At 35.8% G+C, this 17,165-nt stretch carries 21 protein-coding genes and 1 pseudogene; 16 read left to right on the forward strand and 6 right to left on the reverse strand.

Annotation, left to right across the window (positions count from 1 at the left end):
* Positions 1–72 precede the first annotated feature (72 nt).
* The 7 genes and pseudogenes from CIL05_RS06115 to CIL05_RS06145 form a co-directional block, all read left to right on the forward strand.
* Positions 73–672, forward strand: coding sequence for a group II intron maturase-specific domain-containing protein (locus CIL05_RS06115; protein WP_439144828.1), 600 nt, complete (start codon positions 73–75; stop codon positions 670–672).
* 360 nt (positions 673–1,032) lie between these two features.
* Positions 1,033–1,977: an ABC transporter ATP-binding protein gene (locus tag CIL05_RS06120; RefSeq protein WP_095654638.1), complete on the forward strand. Its 945-nt coding sequence runs from the start codon at positions 1,033–1,035 to the stop codon at positions 1,975–1,977.
* Positions 1,977–2,708 carry an ABC transporter permease gene (locus tag CIL05_RS06125; RefSeq protein WP_095654639.1) on the forward strand — a complete coding sequence of 244 codons (732 nt, stop codon included), beginning with the start codon at positions 1,977–1,979 and terminating at the stop codon, positions 2,706–2,708. The genes CIL05_RS06120 and CIL05_RS06125 overlap by 1 nt, the downstream gene beginning before the upstream one ends.
* Positions 2,705–3,391: an ABC transporter permease gene (locus tag CIL05_RS06130; RefSeq protein WP_095654640.1), complete on the forward strand. Its 687-nt coding sequence runs from the start codon at positions 2,705–2,707 to the stop codon at positions 3,389–3,391. The genes CIL05_RS06125 and CIL05_RS06130 overlap by 4 nt, the downstream gene beginning before the upstream one ends.
* Before the next feature lie 18 nt (positions 3,392–3,409).
* Entirely contained in the window at positions 3,410–4,501 is a 1,092-nt protein-coding gene (locus tag CIL05_RS06135; protein WP_095654641.1) for a sensor histidine kinase, read from the forward strand.
* A complete protein-coding gene (locus CIL05_RS06140; protein WP_095654642.1) occupies positions 4,498–5,109 on the forward strand; it encodes a response regulator transcription factor in 612 nt (203 codons plus the stop codon). Before CIL05_RS06135 ends, CIL05_RS06140 begins: the two co-directional genes overlap by 4 nt.
* A 99-nt stretch (positions 5,110–5,208) precedes the next feature.
* A pseudogene (locus CIL05_RS06145) lies at positions 5,209–5,724 on the forward strand (CPBP family intramembrane glutamic endopeptidase); the annotation flags it as partial.
* Positions 5,725–5,843: 119 nt separating this feature from the next.
* Here CIL05_RS06145 and CIL05_RS06150 read toward each other — a convergent pair.
* Together CIL05_RS06150 and CIL05_RS06155 are read right to left on the reverse strand one after the other, a co-directional pair.
* Positions 5,844–6,047, reverse strand: coding sequence for a helix-turn-helix transcriptional regulator (locus CIL05_RS06150; protein ID WP_095654643.1), 204 nt, complete (start codon positions 6,045–6,047; stop codon positions 5,844–5,846).
* A 1-nt stretch (position 6,048) separates the two neighbouring features.
* Positions 6,049–6,351 (reverse strand): DUF6442 family protein, encoded by a 303-nt coding sequence (locus tag CIL05_RS06155; protein ID WP_095654644.1) that lies wholly within the window; start codon positions 6,349–6,351, stop codon positions 6,049–6,051.
* 425 nt (positions 6,352–6,776) lie between these two features.
* Between CIL05_RS06155 and CIL05_RS06160 the strand changes: the two genes are divergently transcribed.
* Positions 6,777–7,106 (forward strand): AbrB/MazE/SpoVT family DNA-binding domain-containing protein, encoded by a 330-nt coding sequence (locus CIL05_RS06160; protein WP_095654645.1) that lies wholly within the window; start codon positions 6,777–6,779, stop codon positions 7,104–7,106.
* A gap of 137 nt (positions 7,107–7,243) precedes the next feature.
* Here CIL05_RS06160 and CIL05_RS06165 read toward each other — a convergent pair whose 3' ends face one another.
* Both CIL05_RS06165 and CIL05_RS06170 read right to left on the reverse strand, forming a co-directional pair.
* On the reverse strand, positions 7,244–7,933 hold the full coding sequence (locus CIL05_RS06165; protein ID WP_095654646.1) for a DUF1129 family protein: 690 nt from the start codon (positions 7,931–7,933) through the stop codon (positions 7,244–7,246).
* Positions 7,930–8,265 (reverse strand): PadR family transcriptional regulator, encoded by a 336-nt coding sequence (locus CIL05_RS06170; protein ID WP_095654647.1) that lies wholly within the window; start codon positions 8,263–8,265, stop codon positions 7,930–7,932. Before CIL05_RS06170 ends, CIL05_RS06165 begins: the two co-directional genes overlap by 4 nt.
* Positions 8,266–8,437: 172 nt before the next feature.
* Between CIL05_RS06170 and CIL05_RS06175 the strand changes: the two genes are divergently transcribed.
* Both CIL05_RS06175 and CIL05_RS06180 read left to right on the forward strand, forming a co-directional pair.
* A complete protein-coding gene (locus CIL05_RS06175; RefSeq protein ID WP_095654648.1) occupies positions 8,438–9,253 on the forward strand; it encodes a DUF368 domain-containing protein in 816 nt (271 codons plus the stop codon).
* Positions 9,254–9,289: 36 nt separating this feature from the next.
* Positions 9,290–9,646, forward strand: coding sequence for a thioredoxin family protein (locus tag CIL05_RS06180; protein WP_107505447.1), 357 nt, complete (start codon positions 9,290–9,292; stop codon positions 9,644–9,646).
* A gap of 43 nt (positions 9,647–9,689) precedes the next feature.
* On the opposite strand, the gene CIL05_RS06185 is transcribed toward CIL05_RS06180, so the two are convergent.
* The gene (locus CIL05_RS06185) at positions 9,690–10,313 is read right to left on the reverse strand and encodes a VOC family protein (protein WP_095654650.1); all 624 of its coding nucleotides are present in this window, start codon (positions 10,311–10,313) and stop codon (positions 9,690–9,692) included.
* 101 nt (positions 10,314–10,414) lie between these two features.
* On the opposite strand from CIL05_RS06185, the gene CIL05_RS06190 reads away from it, so the two are divergent.
* The 6 genes from CIL05_RS06190 to CIL05_RS06215 all read left to right on the forward strand — a co-directional run bounded on the left by CIL05_RS06190 (position 10,415) and on the right by CIL05_RS06215 (position 15,503).
* A complete protein-coding gene (locus CIL05_RS06190) occupies positions 10,415–10,978 on the forward strand; it encodes a GNAT family N-acetyltransferase (RefSeq protein ID WP_095654651.1) in 564 nt (187 codons plus the stop codon).
* Between the two features lie 50 nt (positions 10,979–11,028).
* Positions 11,029–11,718: a response regulator transcription factor gene (locus CIL05_RS06195; RefSeq protein WP_095654652.1), complete on the forward strand. Its 690-nt coding sequence runs from the start codon at positions 11,029–11,031 to the stop codon at positions 11,716–11,718.
* On the forward strand, positions 11,718–13,079 hold the full coding sequence (locus CIL05_RS06200; RefSeq protein ID WP_095654653.1) for a HAMP domain-containing sensor histidine kinase: 1,362 nt from the start codon (positions 11,718–11,720) through the stop codon (positions 13,077–13,079). Before CIL05_RS06195 ends, CIL05_RS06200 begins: the two co-directional genes overlap by 1 nt.
* Before the next feature lie 76 nt (positions 13,080–13,155).
* Positions 13,156–13,827, forward strand: coding sequence for a PepSY domain-containing protein (locus tag CIL05_RS06205; protein WP_095654654.1), 672 nt, complete (start codon positions 13,156–13,158; stop codon positions 13,825–13,827).
* Between the two features lie 170 nt (positions 13,828–13,997).
* Positions 13,998–14,540, forward strand: a complete 543-nt coding sequence (locus tag CIL05_RS06210) for a PepSY domain-containing protein (protein ID WP_095654655.1) — start codon at positions 13,998–14,000, stop codon at positions 14,538–14,540.
* Positions 14,541–14,648: 108 nt separating this feature from the next.
* Positions 14,649–15,503, forward strand: a complete 855-nt coding sequence (locus CIL05_RS06215; protein ID WP_095654656.1) for a PepSY domain-containing protein — start codon at positions 14,649–14,651, stop codon at positions 15,501–15,503.
* 50 nt (positions 15,504–15,553) lie between these two features.
* Here CIL05_RS06215 and CIL05_RS06220 read toward each other — a convergent pair whose 3' ends face one another.
* Positions 15,554–17,134 (reverse strand): bifunctional metallophosphatase/5'-nucleotidase, encoded by a 1,581-nt coding sequence (locus CIL05_RS06220; protein WP_095654657.1) that lies wholly within the window; start codon positions 17,132–17,134, stop codon positions 15,554–15,556.
* Positions 17,135–17,165 lie beyond the last annotated feature (31 nt).

Genomic DNA, 17,165 nt, shown 5'->3' on the forward strand with positions numbered 1-17,165 from the left:
TCATTTAAAGCTAAACAAAGTAATAATGCTAGTCTTGCTGTAGGAACAAAATCACCAGTTTCAATATTACTAATTGTTCGATTCACAGATGATTTTATCATTTTGTGTAAAAGCGAAAAAGGTGCGGAACGGGTAATGCGAAGTGTTTCCAGATTCTTAGAGGAAGAACTGAGCCTTACCGTTAATCAAGAAAAAACCAAGGTAGTATATGCAAGAAAAGAGCCGTTTACGTTTCTTGGGTATGAATTCATAGGAGATATACAAAGGATAGACCCGAAGAAAGAAGCAAAATTCAAGAAACGGGTAAAAGAAATTACTCGAAGAAATCAAACGGTGGATATCCAGACGCTTATCAAAGAAAAGCTAAATCCATATTTGCGAGGATGGGCGAATTATTTCCGTTATGGAAATGTGAAAACCAAATTTGATGATTGGGATAGCTGGATAAGAAGAAGGCTTCGAATGGTCCAACTAAGGAGTTGGCGAAAAGTAAAAAACCTCCATCGTCTTTTGAGAGGAAAAGGATGGAAGGAAGAAAGTCTGAGAGGTATTCGTATGCTTGCATGGCGAAGTTCTAAGAGCCCCATGGTTCATGCGGCCTTAGATAACAAATTTTTCTCAGAACTTGGTTTAGTGAGTCTTGTATCTGTTTACGATGAATGTTATCTCTAAAAGGGATATATGGGAGGAGCCACATGCGACGATCCGCATGTGTGGTTCTGTGAGAGGCGTGGTCAGTAATGACGACGCCTACTCGATTCATGTGGGAGGTTTATTCAATCTTTTACACAACTGGATTCGATGGCATTCCAATGGTTTTCCCTTTCCATAATAAAACAAAAAACAGAGAGTGGATTAGGGTGATTTAGGTAGGAAGAAGGAAGTTCCAGGTATATATCAGCTTGGTTTTGTTCATCAATTTGTATTTCTTATAAATAATCTTGGAGCATCTTATTTAATGACAAATGTAACTACTAACGGGAAATATAAATTGCCATACTTAAGATAACGATAAAGGAAAGGGTGAACAGTATGACGATTGCTTCTATGCAAGGTGTTGTGAAACGGTATAGCTCAGATATTGCACTAGATTATGTAGATTTAGATATTCAAGAAGGCGAAATTATTGGCTTGCTAGGACCGAACGGAGCAGGTAAAACAACATTAATCCAAACTTTAACTGGGATGACACCTTTTGAACGAGGGAAGGTGGAGCTTTTCGGGCAGTCGAAAAATCCATTCTCCATTCAAAATAAGGAAAGGATGGGTCTTGTAACACAAGAGATTACGGTATTTGAAGAATTAACAGCTAGGGAAAACTTGCATTTTTTTGCTGGTGTCTATGGGCTAAAAGGGGAAGAAAAGAAGAGAAGAGTAGAAGAAGCGTTGGAATTTGTTGGCTTAGGAGATAAAGGGGCAAAGATGCCAACTAAATTTTCTGGAGGAATGAAGCGCAGGTTGAATATTGCTTGTGCATTGACACACCAACCTAGGTTTCTAATCATGGATGAACCAACGGTCGGTATCGATCCTCAGTCAAGAAATTATATTCTAGAAACGGTGAAGAAATTAAGAGAGAATGGTACAACGATTTTATATACCACCCATTATATGGAGGAAGTTCAAGCCATTGCTACTAGAGTGGTCATTATGGATCAAGGCCAAATCATAAAAGAAGGTACAGTAGAGGAATTAATTAAGACGGTACAGCACGAAGAAAAAATGAAGATTGATGTGACAGATGCTGATAGCGTGCCGATAAACGACCTAGAAAAGATTGCCGGAGTGAAAAAGGTTGTCCTATCGGGAAGCCAAATAACGATTATTTCAGCAGTTGGTTCGGGTAATTTAGATCGAATCTTAACACTTGTGAAGGAGTATACGGGAGTACTTGGAATTCAAGCGGATAAACCAAATTTAGAAGATGTCTTTTTAACGTTAACAGGGAAACAGTTAAGAGATAAGGGGGAAGAATAATGCGAGTTCTTTCAACCATCAAATTTACAGTATTACGAATGGTTCGTAACTATATAGTATTATTGTTGTTGCTTGTTGTTCCGATTCTTTTGATCACTTTTTTTTCGTATATTCTTTCAGGAGTTACGACAGAAACGGGAGTACCGCTTAGAGATGAAAATGCCATGCAAATGGTACTTGTTTTTCAGTTATTTGGTGGTTCCATTGTGATGTATATGATCTACAATGATTTGTTTACAGAAAATAAAATGAGAATATATTCCTTGCCATTTAACCAAACGATGTATGCTTTTTCAATTATGTTGTGTGGGGCCGTTTATTCCATTTTACTAGGTGTGATATTAATGGTGTATGCGCAACTCGTTTTAGGGGTTGTTTGGGGAAATTGGGTTTGGACAATTTATATCATTTCCTTGATGGCGATTTTATCCATTATTGTATGTTTGATTTTCACGTTTTCTGTAAAAAAATATAAAATAGCGGAACGATTAAGTGAAGTGTATGGAGTTGGCTTTGTTCTCTTAGCGGGATTCTTTTTTCCGATGCCTGAAAATGCTTTTTTTGATTTTTTTGGAACCTATGGAAATCCGCTGACTTTGTCAATAGGTGCTGTTCACGAGATGGACCAATCTAACCTTGGAGAGGCATGGTTTCAAGCGAATATTCTCTTAGGTGCGATTATCATCTTATTTATGGTGATGCTCATTTTAGGGAGGAGGAGAATGGGGTGACGATTTTTAAATTTGCCTTAAAAAGAAGCTTCAGTAACACAACGAATTTAATTTTTCTCACACTTTTTCCGATAGCTTGTATTTTTTTGCCTAATGGAGAGGATTGGCCCTTTCTTCCTTATGGTTATCAGTATTTTGGAATTTTAATTTTGTTTGTCGGCATACGGTTAGCTACGATAATTCTTGAAGATCGAGAAAAAGGAGTAGTTAAACGTTTAGCGGTTGCACCAATTAGCCATTTTCAGTATCTAAGTCAGAATCTATTAGCATATTCGGTTATCCTTATTCTACAATGTATCCTTGTCGTGTTTGGTGGTGTCCTTTATGGACAAGAACTTTATCAGCCAGGTTGGCTCCTGTTTTTATTTGTGTCGTTTAGCTTTGCTTCGTTAGCTATTGCGTTAGCATGGATTTCTATTTATCGTAAGAAAGATGTATCTTTTCTTGTTTATATGTCACTTATTTTTATCGTAATTATACTAGGTGGATTAATGATTCCAATTGAGATATTCCCTGATTTGTTAAAACGAATTGCTATCATATTCCCGACCTTTTGGTTAGCAGAAGGACTTAATTGGATTGTTTTTGGAGAAAATATCCTCGATTTTCTACTGATTAATGGGGTACTATGGTTATATACAATCATATTTATTATTATCGGGAGTACGAGAAAAATCTATTGATAAAAGGAGGGGAAAGGGATGAAGATGATTAAGGAACCGATGTTCTTTGTAAATGTTTGGCGCTTTTTAATGATAGGTGTCCTTATTCATTTATGGATCATGGAGGAAGCGACCACTAATTCCTTTATCCTGATCCTCCTTTTGATGATTATGACAAGCTTGCGCTGGCGATTCGCATTGCCGGTTTGGTCTGTTTTAGTAGATGCATTCATTTGCTTCTTGTTCTTTCCGTATACAGCTATTAGTTATTATGGGCTAGCAGTGCCTATTTTTGAGTTGACTATTAAAGGAAGAGCGGTTTTCTCCCTGTTATTCTTTATTAGTCTATTTTTTACTTCCGCATCTCCCAATTTGTTATTTTGGTTCTTTCTCCAAGCATTGTTTTTTGGTCTCTTTTCCTATTTGACATTAAAAAACCAAAAAGTGAATAAGTTAGAAGCAGATGAACAGCGAAAGGCCAGGTACGAGTTAGAACGAATAAAAATAGATTTGTTAGAGGCTAATCAATCGGTATCACAGCAGGCTGGATTAATGGAAAGGTATCGGATATCAAGAGAGCTCCATGATCATTTAGGACATGACTTAACAGGTGCATCACTTGCATTACAGGCCTATGAATATATCCAAGATCCTCATGAAGCGGATAAACTGCTAGAGGAAGTGAAAAATCGTTTAGAACGAAGCACAAAAAGCCTAAGGGAAACGGTACATAATATGACACCGACGACCTTAATGGGGGTAGAAAACTTAGAATATATTATAAACAATTATTATCAGATAGATATCGATTGGAAAAAATCAGGTGATACGTTACAAGTACCAGCTTACATGTGGAGCTTGTTAGAAGCTTGTTTGAAGGAGGCATTAACAAATGTGGTGAGGCATAGTAATGCGACAAAGATAGAAGTAGATTTACATGTCACGGGGACCATTGCTAGGCTAAGTATCCAAGATAATGGAACTGTCCCTAACCAAAATCAAACAGGCAGTGGTTTAAGGAGCTTACAGATGCGGGCCCGGTCTTTAGGAGGAAGCGTATCGATTAATCGTGATAATGGGTTTTTACTTGTTTGCGTTATTCCAATGGAAAAAGGGGGAGCTGATAAGTGAGATTATTAATTGTCGATGATGATCAACTTGTTTGCCAAAGCTTACAGCTACTACTCGCGAAGGAAGAGGATATTGAGGTAGTGAATATAGCTGCTAATGGACAGGCAGCGATTGAATTATGCCAAAAAAAACTACCAGATATCATTTTAATGGATATTCAAATGCCGGTAATGAATGGGATCGAAAGTACGAAGATAATCAAAGAAAAATGGCCTTCTGTCCACATAATGATGTTAACAACATTTCAGGATGAGAAAAATATTAGATTAGCATTAAAAGCGGGAGCAGAAGGATATTTATTAAAATCGACATCGATTGAAAACATGGCCCAGCAAGTAAGGACATTAAAAGCTGGTTCAACCGTTTTAGATGCAGATGTACTAAAAACAATTATGGAACCAGACAGGAAGGTATTTGAAGGATTAACAGAAAGAGAGACGGATATTGTCGGGTTAATTGCACAAGGGCTTTCGAACAAGGAAATAGCGGAACAGCTTTTCCTAGGTGTTGGAACCGTCCGAAATACGCTATCCGTCATTTTAGATAAATTAGAAATTCGTGACCGAACACAACTAGCGATTTATTATTGGCAAAGAAAGCAGGAATAAACAGGCTAAATCATTATTCACTAAGGTGTGCTGAAGATTCAGCCTGTTTATTTTTTTTATAAAATTTAAGTTTGAATAGTGGCATATATGATATCGAAAAGTCCCATTATGCTATTTTCGTTTTATAAACGTAAGCAAAATAAAGAATACCGAAAACCTGTAAAAGCAAAAGTAAGTAATAAATGGTACTGGCTTACACCACTCATTGTTATTATGATATGGGGTTACTTAAATTTCTATTCTGTATTCTCTACACCATTTGTTTCTATAGGTATCACTGATCCAACAATGCTAATCGGCATCTTACTCCTAGGATTCTTTTTTAATAGTGTTATCGAAGAATTTTTTATAAAGTTTGGTTGCAGATTCGTTTCGCATTACTAGGAACTTGGCCAGCTATTCTTCTTACGTCGCTTCTTTGGGCAAGCTGGCATATTGCGATACACGGTTCTGGATATGGATGTTGACGTTGCAACGGTCATTATAAACCAAGGTGTCATAGGCCTATTTTTCGGATATTTGTGGGCGCGTTATCGCAGTATATGGGTGATTATTATTGTGCATGGTTTAATTAATTCACATCCCCAGCACTTAATAGAGATTTTATTCAATTAAAGGGCTCAATTTTGGAGGGAAATTAATAAAGCACAGATTCTCTTCAGTGCTTTTTTGCAAGAGACAAAAAGATTTTATTCACAAAGGAAAAAGAGATAGCTGATTACTTATGAAGCTTTTTAAAAATAAAATAATTCCTCGAATTTTTTATTTAAAGCTAAACAAAGTAATAATGCTAGTCTTGCTGTAGGAACAAACTCACCAGTTTCAATATTACTAATTGTTTGACGCGATACACCTACCTTTTCGGCTAATTTGGATTGACTTAATTTTTGTTGTGCACGCACTGTTTTTAAATTGTTATAAAGGGTTAATTTTGTCATTTTATAATTCAGACATATCCATAAACACTATGGCTGATCCTGAAAGTAATATAGCCGCTCCAAATAACCAATACTTTTTAGAAGTGAGAACAAATTTCCCATAACAAAAAGCCCCAACCATACCAATGAATAAACTAAGTAACTCACCGTAACTTTCATTGGTTACATGTTTATACAAAATCATAAGGCTGATTACAATAAAAGCAAATGCTCCTGCAGCTGCTAATGCAAAGTCGTTAACATACTTGCGACCTTCATCCTTTTTTTCATTTTGCGCAGCTTTTAATATTTCTTCTTTTTTCATATTGTCACCTCGACAATTCTTGACAAGTTTATTTGACACTTCAATCTTAAGTAATTCTTGCACTGTTGTCAAGTTCACTTGTCGGTTATTAGAATTATTAGAATGAAATTCAATCATCTTACAGAAAGGGTGATATCCAATTTTTCTACTTATAAAGGTGATCTTGGGGGCACTACTATTTTTCGCAGGATTTAAAACTGCGGAAAAGACAAATAAAAGGAAGTGAATTACTACGACCGTAAAAGTATACTGCAAACGGGCGCAAGAATGGAATAAATCACTTGACCAGTTTTTTTAGAAAGGGCGATTGTTAAATAAGGAAAGGATTCAAAGGAACAACAAGTAAGATAAGTATAGGAAAAAGAAGTATGAATAATATAAAAGGATAATAAATAAGAATTATAGTTATAAGTGAGGTGTATCTAATGGGGCTATTGAAGAGAGATTCTAAAAATAAACGTCCCCCCACAGAAGAAATCGTCAGAGCCATTTCTGAGCGAGGACAAACGGTCATACCTAAAGAATTCCGGGAATATCTAGAAGTTCATGACGGAGATCAATTAAAATGGTCGGTGAATGAAAAAGGAGAGGTTGTGGTCTCGGTGAAGAAAAAAGAAGGTATCATGGACTTGTTTGGCTCTTTGCCGGTGCTCGAACAGAATGAGCGTGATTTTGAAGCTATTTTAGAAGAGTCGAAAAAAGAGCGGTTAGAAAAGAGAAAAAATGAGGGGGACACGATTATTGAACAAGACTGAAAAGGATGATACATATTATACATGACTAATATGTATCATCCTTAATCTTATACCCTTTTTACAGTTTAGGTCTTGATAATATAAAACGGTTCATCTTTATTTCAACATACAGATGCTCACCCCAGGGAACATTTTTCTTAAACCATTTTTGCTTTTTTATTTATTAGCTTTGACAAACCATACAAAATAACACCAATGGCTGCAAATGAAATGGTTGGTAAACTCATAGTTGCTCCAAAGTCTGGCATTATATAAATAACGAAAACGAACAAGCCAATTGAAAATGTGCTGAATGCCCAAATCTGGATAAATTCAACCCATTTCTTTTGTTTCTTTTTAGGAAATGCTGATCCTCTTAACCATCTGAATATAATTGTAATAAATAAATAGAGAATTAATAAATCAATGATGACAATGGCGATGCCAGAACCAATGGAGAAGGTTGTCATATCAGAACCTAAGTCAAAAAAGTAATACATTCCAAAGCCAACAATTCCATTCACGAAGCTGATGATTGCTAAAAATTGTAAGATAATATAAATGGAGAATCGTACTTGTTTTTTTCGGGTTTCTTCAGGTATTTCCCCAATCAATTCCTGACAATATTCTTTAGGATTGTTACCAAAAACGTCTGCTGCCGATCTCCCTTCCTCTTGTGCCTGAAGTAAATGCTCGAGTAATTCAAGTAATGTTTCCTCCGTGTATTGTTCTGATCTTGCTGAACTAAGGCGAATATACAGAAGCATATCTTCATAATAAGCTAAATTTGCTTCATTAAGCTGTTCTCTTTTTTCATTATTTAACTTAATAATTTCCTTTGCGTTCATGATCTTCTCCCCTTAATGTCAATAATCCGATCAACGGGTTCTTTGATCGATTCCCATTGATACATGAATTCAGAAAGTGCATTGTGGCCTCCTTCTGTTAATTGGTAATATTTTCGATTTGGTCCTGCTTCAGATTTTTTCATTTCTCCTACAATGAGATTCTCCTTCTGGAGCCTAAGTAATATTGGATAAATAGAACCTTCGCTAACATCCGATAATCCAAACTCCTGAAGTTTCACGGAAAGCTCGTACCCATAGGTTTGCTTCTGTTTTATAATGGATAAAATGCAGCCTTCCAGAATTCCTTTTAATAATTGGCTTCTCAGCGACAATTGCATCATCTACCTTGTATAACAATATAGTTAATATTTAATAAGCTACCTTGTTATGCAAAGTAGCTTATTATCATTATAGAAAAATTATATATAAAATGCAAGTGTTATTTGGTATAATTATCTCTATGCAAAAAATAATTATCCGGGAACATAAGGGAGATTTCTAAAAATGGAATGGAAAAATATATATCGTGGGTTACTTATGGGGGCAAGTGATGTAATCCCTGGTGTGAGTGGGGGGACAATCGCTGTATTGCTTGGAATTTACGATCGCCTTATTGCTGCACTTAATGGACTTTTTAGTAAGGATTGGAAAAAACATTTAGGGTTTATAATCCCGCTTGGCATCGGAGTTGTTACTGCAATATTCTTATTGGCTAATTTAATTGAATGGCTGTTTGAACATTATCCGGGACCAACGCAATTCTTTTTTCTTGGTTTAATTCTCGGTGTTCTGCCATATTTATTTCATAAAGCAGATGCAAAACAAACGTTCAAAATGAAGCATATTTTATTACTGGTTATTGGGATAATCCTCGTTGCATCAATGGCTTTCTTTAACCCAAATGAAGGTGCTGTCATTGAAAACGTAACAGGATCGACCTATGTTTTATTATTCTTTTCTGGCTTTATTGGAAGTAGTGCAATGATTATACCAGGTATTAGTGGTTCATTTATGTTATTACTGATTGGTGTATACACAACGATCATTTCAGCTATAAGCAACCTTCAACTGGATATCATTGCAGTAACAGGACTTGGTATTGCTGTTGGGTTAGTTGTAATGAGTAAAGTTATTAATTTCTTTTTAACGAATTATTTCACGGGGACATTTGCTGTTATTATAGGCTTGGTTATTGGCTCGATTTTCGTTGTTTTTCCAGGCTGGCCCACGGGAACATCTTTATTACTTCTCAGTGTTGTAACCTTTGGAGCAGGATTGTTTGTTGCATATATTCTGGGAAGAGTGGAGTACAAAGAGTAAGCAAACAATAAGACAAGTACTCAAAAAGTAGTTACAATGGCTGTAGAAGTAAAAAAAGAGGAGTGTAATGAAATGGAACATATACAAACAGAAGAGAAGTTCAATGAAGTCATCCAGAGTGAAGAACCGGTTATTATTAAGTTTTTTGCAGATTGGTGTCCGGACTGCAAGCGAATGGACATGTTCATTGGTGAAGTTCTGGAGGAATTTAATAACTATAAATGGTATGAAGTAAACAGTGATGAAGTAAAAGGACTTGCTGAAAAATACGAAGTAATGGGAATTCCAAGTATATTGATTTTCCAAAATGGTGAAAAGAAAGCCCATCAGCATAGTGCGTACACAAAATCACCTGAATCTGTCACTGAATTTTTACACCAGCAATTAGGATAAAAGGAAAACGATCATTCGCTAAAGGCGGATGATCGTTTTAATATTAGTAAAAGGTAAAATTCAATTTTTGATCTGTACTGAAATTTAATTCCCCGTTTTCCAGAAGGATGGAATCATTGGCTGAATCCAACTGAAAAGTTTTTTTGAAAAAGCCAGCCTCGCCTTTCCCATAAGTAATTGATTTTAACTGCTGCTTATTTATCAGACTGTTATCCTGAGGGATATTTTTTCCATTACCCCACTCAATTAAGAAAGGAAGTTCTTTTTCTGGAAAAAGCATGCGCCAATGCAAATCGGAACCATCCGGTTTTTGCCGGTACCCTGGTATGGGACCAGTATAAGGCAAGCTGATTACATCAAAATACTTTACATGCTCATCCATATTATTGATGCGCAGTGCAAACTGAATCATGCCCTCAATATCATTATTCAATGCTGAAACAAGCTGCTGGATTAACGGAATGTCTGACCTTTTTGCCAGATCTTCGTCAAATATTCCAAGCCATTCAATATAGCAGTCATTAGAAAAATAAGCCAAATAATTATATGTCCCCCAATTACTGTGCTTTCCACCCTTTAACGTTGTAACACCATGTTTCTCTCCAAAGTTTTGTGCAGCCTGTGCCGGGTCTTTTGCAGCGATGATGATGTGATCAATTGCCAGCATGAAAATCAACTCCTATTAGCTATTTCCTTATCGTAATATTATCTACTTATTAGTATAATGAAAAGAAAAAACATTCAAAATTAGTTAGGAGAAGATAAAAAATGCAAAATCCTATTCTTAAAGAATTTCCTCATGAATTTCAAACAGAACGATTATTAATCCGCTTGCCGCTTCCTGGGGATGGTGCGTTAATTTATCCTGCAATCAGAGAAAGTAAGCAGGATCTTAAAAAATGGCTGCCATTTGCACAACAAGAACAGACACTTGAGGATACGGAAGCTAATGTTAGAGAGGCACATGCTAAATTTTTAAAACGCGAGGATTTACGCCTGCATATTTTTCACCGCGAAACAAATGAATTCATAGGATGTACAGGATTGCACAGAATTGATTGGGAGGTTCCCAAGTTCGAAATTGGCTACTGGATTGATAGCAGGCAAGGTGGAAAAGGGTATATTACCGAAGCAGTTCAGGGTATTACTGATTTTGCTTTTACGAACCTAAAGGCAAACAGGGTAGAAATCCAATGTGACGCAAAAAACCTTAAAAGCAGACGGGTACCCGAACGGTTGGGATATACTTTAGAGGGGATTCATTATAATGATTCCATTGCAGTAGATGGCGATGAATTAAGAGATACATGTATTTATGCGAAAACAAAATAAATTATATGATATAGTACAGGAAAAGACATTATATAAAGCAGGTGGAGAGAATGGATCAGCCAGCTATTCTTATTGTAGAAGATGAGCAGAAATTAAGTCGAGTTTTACAATTAGAGCTTGAATATGAAAATTATAAAACAGAAATCGCTGATAATGGGAAAGAAGCACTTCGTTTAATGGAAGAAAAAGAATGGGATTTAGTTTTACTCGATATTATGATTCCGGGGTTAAGCGGCCTGGAAGTTCTGAGAAGGGTAAGACGGACAGATGAGCGTACACCAATCATATTATTGACTGCCCGTGATGAGATTTATGATAAAGTCAGCGGGTTGGATCTGGGTGCCAATGATTATATAACAAAGCCATTTCAAATTGAGGAATTACTTGCACGTATTCGAGTGCATTTAAGAACGCCACAGGTAAAGAAGATTGATGGAGAGCAGCTTTCTGTTGGAGACTTGCACGTCGATATGAATAGACGGGAAGTAAAGCGGTCTGAAAAACAAGTTGAACTAACGCCACGAGAATTTGATCTGCTTGTATGCCTATTGAAAAATAAAAATATTGTTCTTACAAGAGATAAGCTGATTGAACAGGTATGGGGATTTGATTATTTTGGTGATACAAACGTAGTCGATGTTTATATTCGCTATTTGCGTCAGAAAATTGATAAAGGGTTCGATGTGGCCTATATCCAGACAGTTCGCGGCGTTGGATATACGATAAAGGATATTGGCTGATGAAATTAAAGACAAAAATCCAGCTGTTTTCAAGCTTGTTTATGCTTGTATTGGTTTTGCTTGTTAATACGTCTGCTTATTTTTTGTTTTACAAAATTACTTCCGACAGAGAATTGGAGCAATTAACTGATCAAACTAATCTACTAGTTAAAACATTAGCAGAAAATCCGGATATTAGTAAAGAAGAAACGAGTGAACTTATATTTGCCTATTTACCAACGAACGGTATGGCTAAGGTGTTTCCAGAGGAAGGCCAACCTATAGAATGGCTTTATAAGGGGGAAAATGCATATAATGCCTTGGAAGGTGAATTCTCCACCACAGAATCTCAAGTCATTATTTCACCAGTGGATGGAGTAAGTATTGCTGTTATTTCAAAGCCAATTATATGGAATAACGGAGAAATTGTAACATTACAAGTATCCAATAATTTAATAGATTTTCGGGAAACAATGAAAAACCTGTTCTATGTACTGGTTATTGCTTCCGCTATTATGCTTATACCCTCGGTTATTGCGGGAGTGGTATTAAGCAGGTTTTTATTAAATCCAATAAAAAAATTAATTCAAACGATGAAAGAAAATACGCAGCATGCCAAATGGCAGAAGATTGATGTGGAAAATCGTTCTCAGGATGAGCTTTATGAAATGGAGCAGACATTTAATGAGATGATTGATTATTTAAAGGATAACTTTGAAAAGCAGGAGATCTTTGTTTCGGATGCATCTCATGAATTAAAGACCCCCATTTCGATTGTGAAAAGCTATTCACAGTTACTTGAGCGAAGAGGGATCGATAATCCTGCACTTGTTAAGGAGTCTATCGAGGCAATTGACTCTGAAGCTGACCGGATGCAAAAACTAGTGGAGCAGATGCTGTCACTGGCAAAGAATAAGCAGATTGCAGTTATGCAGCAGGTTGATCTTGTCGAACTCAGTGAGGAAACCACTAATACGTTTAGAAGTGCTTATTCAAGGCAGGTGACCTTTGAAAAAAGCACTGATAGTCTAGTTGTTAATGGAAACAAGGATCAATTAGAACAGATCATTTATATTTTAATTGATAATGCATTAAAATATAGCAAAAATGAGGTTAATGTTAAAATTTCTGAAAATAATAATCAAGTGGTTTTCAAAGTTAGGGATTTAGGAAAAGGAATACCTAAAGAAGAACAGGAGCGGATTTTTGAACGATTTTACCGAATGGATAAGGCCAGAAGCAGGGATACAGGTGGTACTGGATTAGGTTTGGCAATAGCAAAAGCTATAACGAATGAACATCGGGGCGATTTATCTGTAACCAGTAAAATGGGTGAGGGTTCTACATTCACATTAAGATTGCCATTGGTAAAAGAAAGCTGATGATTTTCTTTTCAAATTCTAATTTTCTTCGGTGATATGACAGAAATAACTAAAAAGCCAAGAAGGAGGAAAATACTTGAAAAAGAAAACAATCATTATTATTGCAGCAGTTGCAGTAGCTGCTGCCTTAGGATGGGGTATTTTTCAGTCTGGTGCGTCAACTGCAAACTCGGAATTTTCATCAGACGAGATACGTGAATTGGTCTTGAGCCAATATCCTGGGGAAATCACTCGACTGGATTTTGAAAAGGATATTAATGATGCAGTTTATGAAGTAGTAGTAGAAAACAACGGTAAACAGTATGTCATTAAAATGGATGGAATTTCCGGTGAAGTTTTAGATATGCAAGAGAAATTAATTAGTGAAAATAAAACGAAGGAAGAAGCAAATAATACAGAAAACAATAACAGAAAAACTGATAAAAAAGATGATACAAATGAAAACAGTGATGTTAATAATGATCAAAAGGGCAAAAATGGTGAAAAAAGTAGTAATGATGGAAAAATCAAAGATAATAACAGTAATAAAGATTCGTCAACTAATGCCGTAATTAGTAAAGACAAAGCAAAAGAAATTGCATTAAAAGAATTTTCAGGGACAATTGTAGAACTGGAGCAGGATGAAAATGATGGTCGACTCATTTACGAGATTCAAATTGAAGATGGGGAAGACGAGGCAGAGGTTGAAATTGATGCATACACGGGAGAAGTTATCTTAGTGGATATAGATTTAGAAGATGGTGATTGATAATAAGCTACCAGTTCATTCTGGCGGCTTATTTTTTTTGAGGAAAATGGTACATTTCGATGGTGATAAAATGTTAATGACATTCTCATCAAATTCTAATCTGACTCACAGCCTTCTTTCATACTACCTGGTTATGATATAAGTAACAACAAATCAAGGAGGAAAAAAACATGAAAAAGAAATTAGCTATCGCAATTGGAACATTAACAGGTGCTGCAGTTATAGGATTAGGAGTATATCAAACAGATGCAATCAAGGCGGATCCAAAATTAGCATCAGATGAGATTCGTGACATGATATCAGATCAATATGAAGGATCAATCACTGAATTTGAATTGGAAAAGGAATTTAACAAAGTAGTATATGAAGTTGAAGTAGAAGGTAATGGGAAAGAATACGATTTGAAAATTGACGGCGACACTGGGGAAGTATTAAAAGAAAATACAAAGGAAACTAAAACTAACGATGTTCCAACAAAAGAGCAGGATGTTAAAACATCTAACAAGGATGTAATCGGTATTGAAAAGGCTGAAGAAGTTGCATTAAAAGAATTTGCTGGAACAATTACAGACCTTGAGCTTGATGAAGACGATGGCCGACTTGTTTATGAAATAGAAATTGAAAATGGAAAAAAAGAAGCAGACTTTGAAATTGATGCCCTAACAGGAGAAATACTAGAAATGGAAATCGATTTAGAAGAAGATGATGATTAATTGTAAAGAACAATTTACGAATCTAATTGTTTTCTCATCCTATTATAACGGTAATTTCATCTTGAACAGGTAGAATAAAAATACCAACAAAACAAGGAGGCAAGAGAAATGAAGAAGAAGTTAGGTTTAACAATTGGAACATTGGCAGCAGCTGCAGTTCTGGGATTAGGCTTCTCCCAGTCAGGAGCTGTTCAGGCCGAACCGGATCTAACTACTGATGATATTCGCAACAAAGTTACAGCTCAATATCCAGGGGAAATAAAAGAACTGGAGTTGGAGGGTGATTCAAAAAATGCAATATACGGGGTAGAAATAAAAATTGAAGACAAGGAATACAAACTAAAATTAGATGGCAATACAGGAGAAGTTCTAAGTCTTGATGAAAATGTAAAAGCAATGTCACAAAAAGAAAATAATGATAAGAAAGCTATCAATAAATTATCTTTTAACGAGAGGATTTTAACTGCAGATGATGCAGTTGAAACAGGTGTTAAAGATGATGATAAATCAAATAAACAAGATAAAAAACAAGAAGGCAAAGTTGAAAAGCCGGCAAAGAGTAATGAAAAATCTGTTAAAGAAAAATCGGAATCCAACAATAAATTGGTTATAGCAGAAAAACCTTCCAGCAATAATAATGATGATGCAGATGACAGAGATGATAAAGTTGAAAAGGCTGATAAACTATCTAATAAAACTAAAGTTGTTAAAACCGACAAACCTGCCAAAAAGGAAAAACCTGCTAAGAAAGCAGTTATAAGTAAAAGTAAGGCAAAAAGTATAGCATTAAATCAGTTCTCCGGTAATATTGAGGAAATTGAGCTTGATCGAGATGATGGTCGCTTAATTTATGAAGTGGAAATTAAAAATGGCAACAAAGAAGCAGAAATAGAAATCGATGCTTATACCGGAAAAGTTATCTTAGTAGATATTGACACAGATGACGACGATGACGATGATTAAAATAAAAACTGCCGGATTTATTATCCGGCAGCTTTTACCTTTAAAGAAATTTATTTTGTTTTTATAACAAAATTATTTACAGCAGTTGCCGGCACTGTTGCATGCTTTTCAAAGTAGCTTCTGATCAGCTCAACGGCATCCTTTTGAATTTCTTTGACAACTGTTTTCCCTTTAAACATCTCATAATTTCCCCCACCACTGGCGCGGTAATTATTTAAAACAACATGATAAAATTCATTTTCTTTAAGGGCTTTTCCATGATAGGTTATATTTTCTACCCTGGCTCCGAATGGATTAGCTAAATTAATGGAGTAATTAATTCCTTCCCACATATCATAATTATAATGCTGTGGTTTGGGAGCAACATAGGCAGGGTTAACTTCTATCTCTCCATCTTTTCCAAGGACAAAGTATTCCGCACTTTTCTCTAAAGCATCTTTAATATCCTTACCGGACAATTCAAGTACAACTAGTGTATTGGGATACATATAATTGGAGACGACATCCCTCATTGTAACAACAGAACCAAATCCTTCTGAACTATTATTAAGCAGGGAAGAAACCGAAATGTCCACACCACTCACGTCCATTTGAACTTTTTGAATAAACTCGATAAAAGGGTGTTTTGAAATCCTGGCCTGAAGTGGGTTAGATATGGACATATCGCCCTCAATATAACCAATCGGCTGATCCAGCCACTTTTGAGTAAAAGCTTCCAATTCTTCCATATAGCTCATAATTTCCGGATCTGACTCTACATTATCAAGCGTGTGAATAAATGCATGCTTTTCATAGATTTCCCAGTCATTTTCGTCTGAATGCAGCTCAATATCGATTTCTCCATAATTACTTCCATTATTTCCAGGCTGGATAACCAATACGTCATTTATAGTACCTATTAATTTACGGTGCTGATGTCCGGTTAATAAAACATCTATACCATCAATTTGTTCACAAATGTCATACCCTTGATTTTCCCCCGTCAAAGCTTCGGTTGGCTCCCCTGTTTCAATATCTTTTTCAAATCCCCCATGATAGGAAGCAATCACAACATCGGGACTTTCTGCATCACGAATATGTTTTACCCATTTTTGAATTGTGGAAAAAGCATCAGCAAATTGGATACCTTTAATGTGGTCAGTTGATTCCCAATTAGGAATGTAGTGTGTTGTTATTCCAACAATGGCAACTTTTATCCCATTATCCAGTGTTTTTATAATATAAGGAGGGCCGAACTTTGGCTTTCCAGTATTTTCATTTAAAATATTTGCTGAAAGCCAGGGAAAGTTGGACTGATTAATAGCATCAGATAAAATTTCTGCCCCAAAATTAAATTCATGATTTCCAATGACTCCAGCATCGATTCCAATACGGTTCATGATACCAATCATCGGGTTTTCCTTTTCTGTATGTTCCTTCACATAATGTGTCATTAATGGTGTGCCTTGAATTAAATCACCATTATCAAGTACGATCACATGCTCATTTTCTTTGCGAATTTGTTTTACAATGGTCGCATATTTTGTAAGTCCAATATCAGCAGTTTCATTTGAACCATATAAAATTGGCATGGCATTTCCGTGGACATCACTTGTATATAAAAGTTTGATTTTTGCTGTGTTTAATTTCATTAATTTATGATACCTCCATATGCAAAGAAAC

This window comes from Virgibacillus profundi, assembly GCF_002287375.1.
Taxonomy (GTDB): Bacteria; Bacillota; Bacilli; order Bacillales; family Amphibacillaceae; genus Virgibacillus_K; species Virgibacillus_K profundi.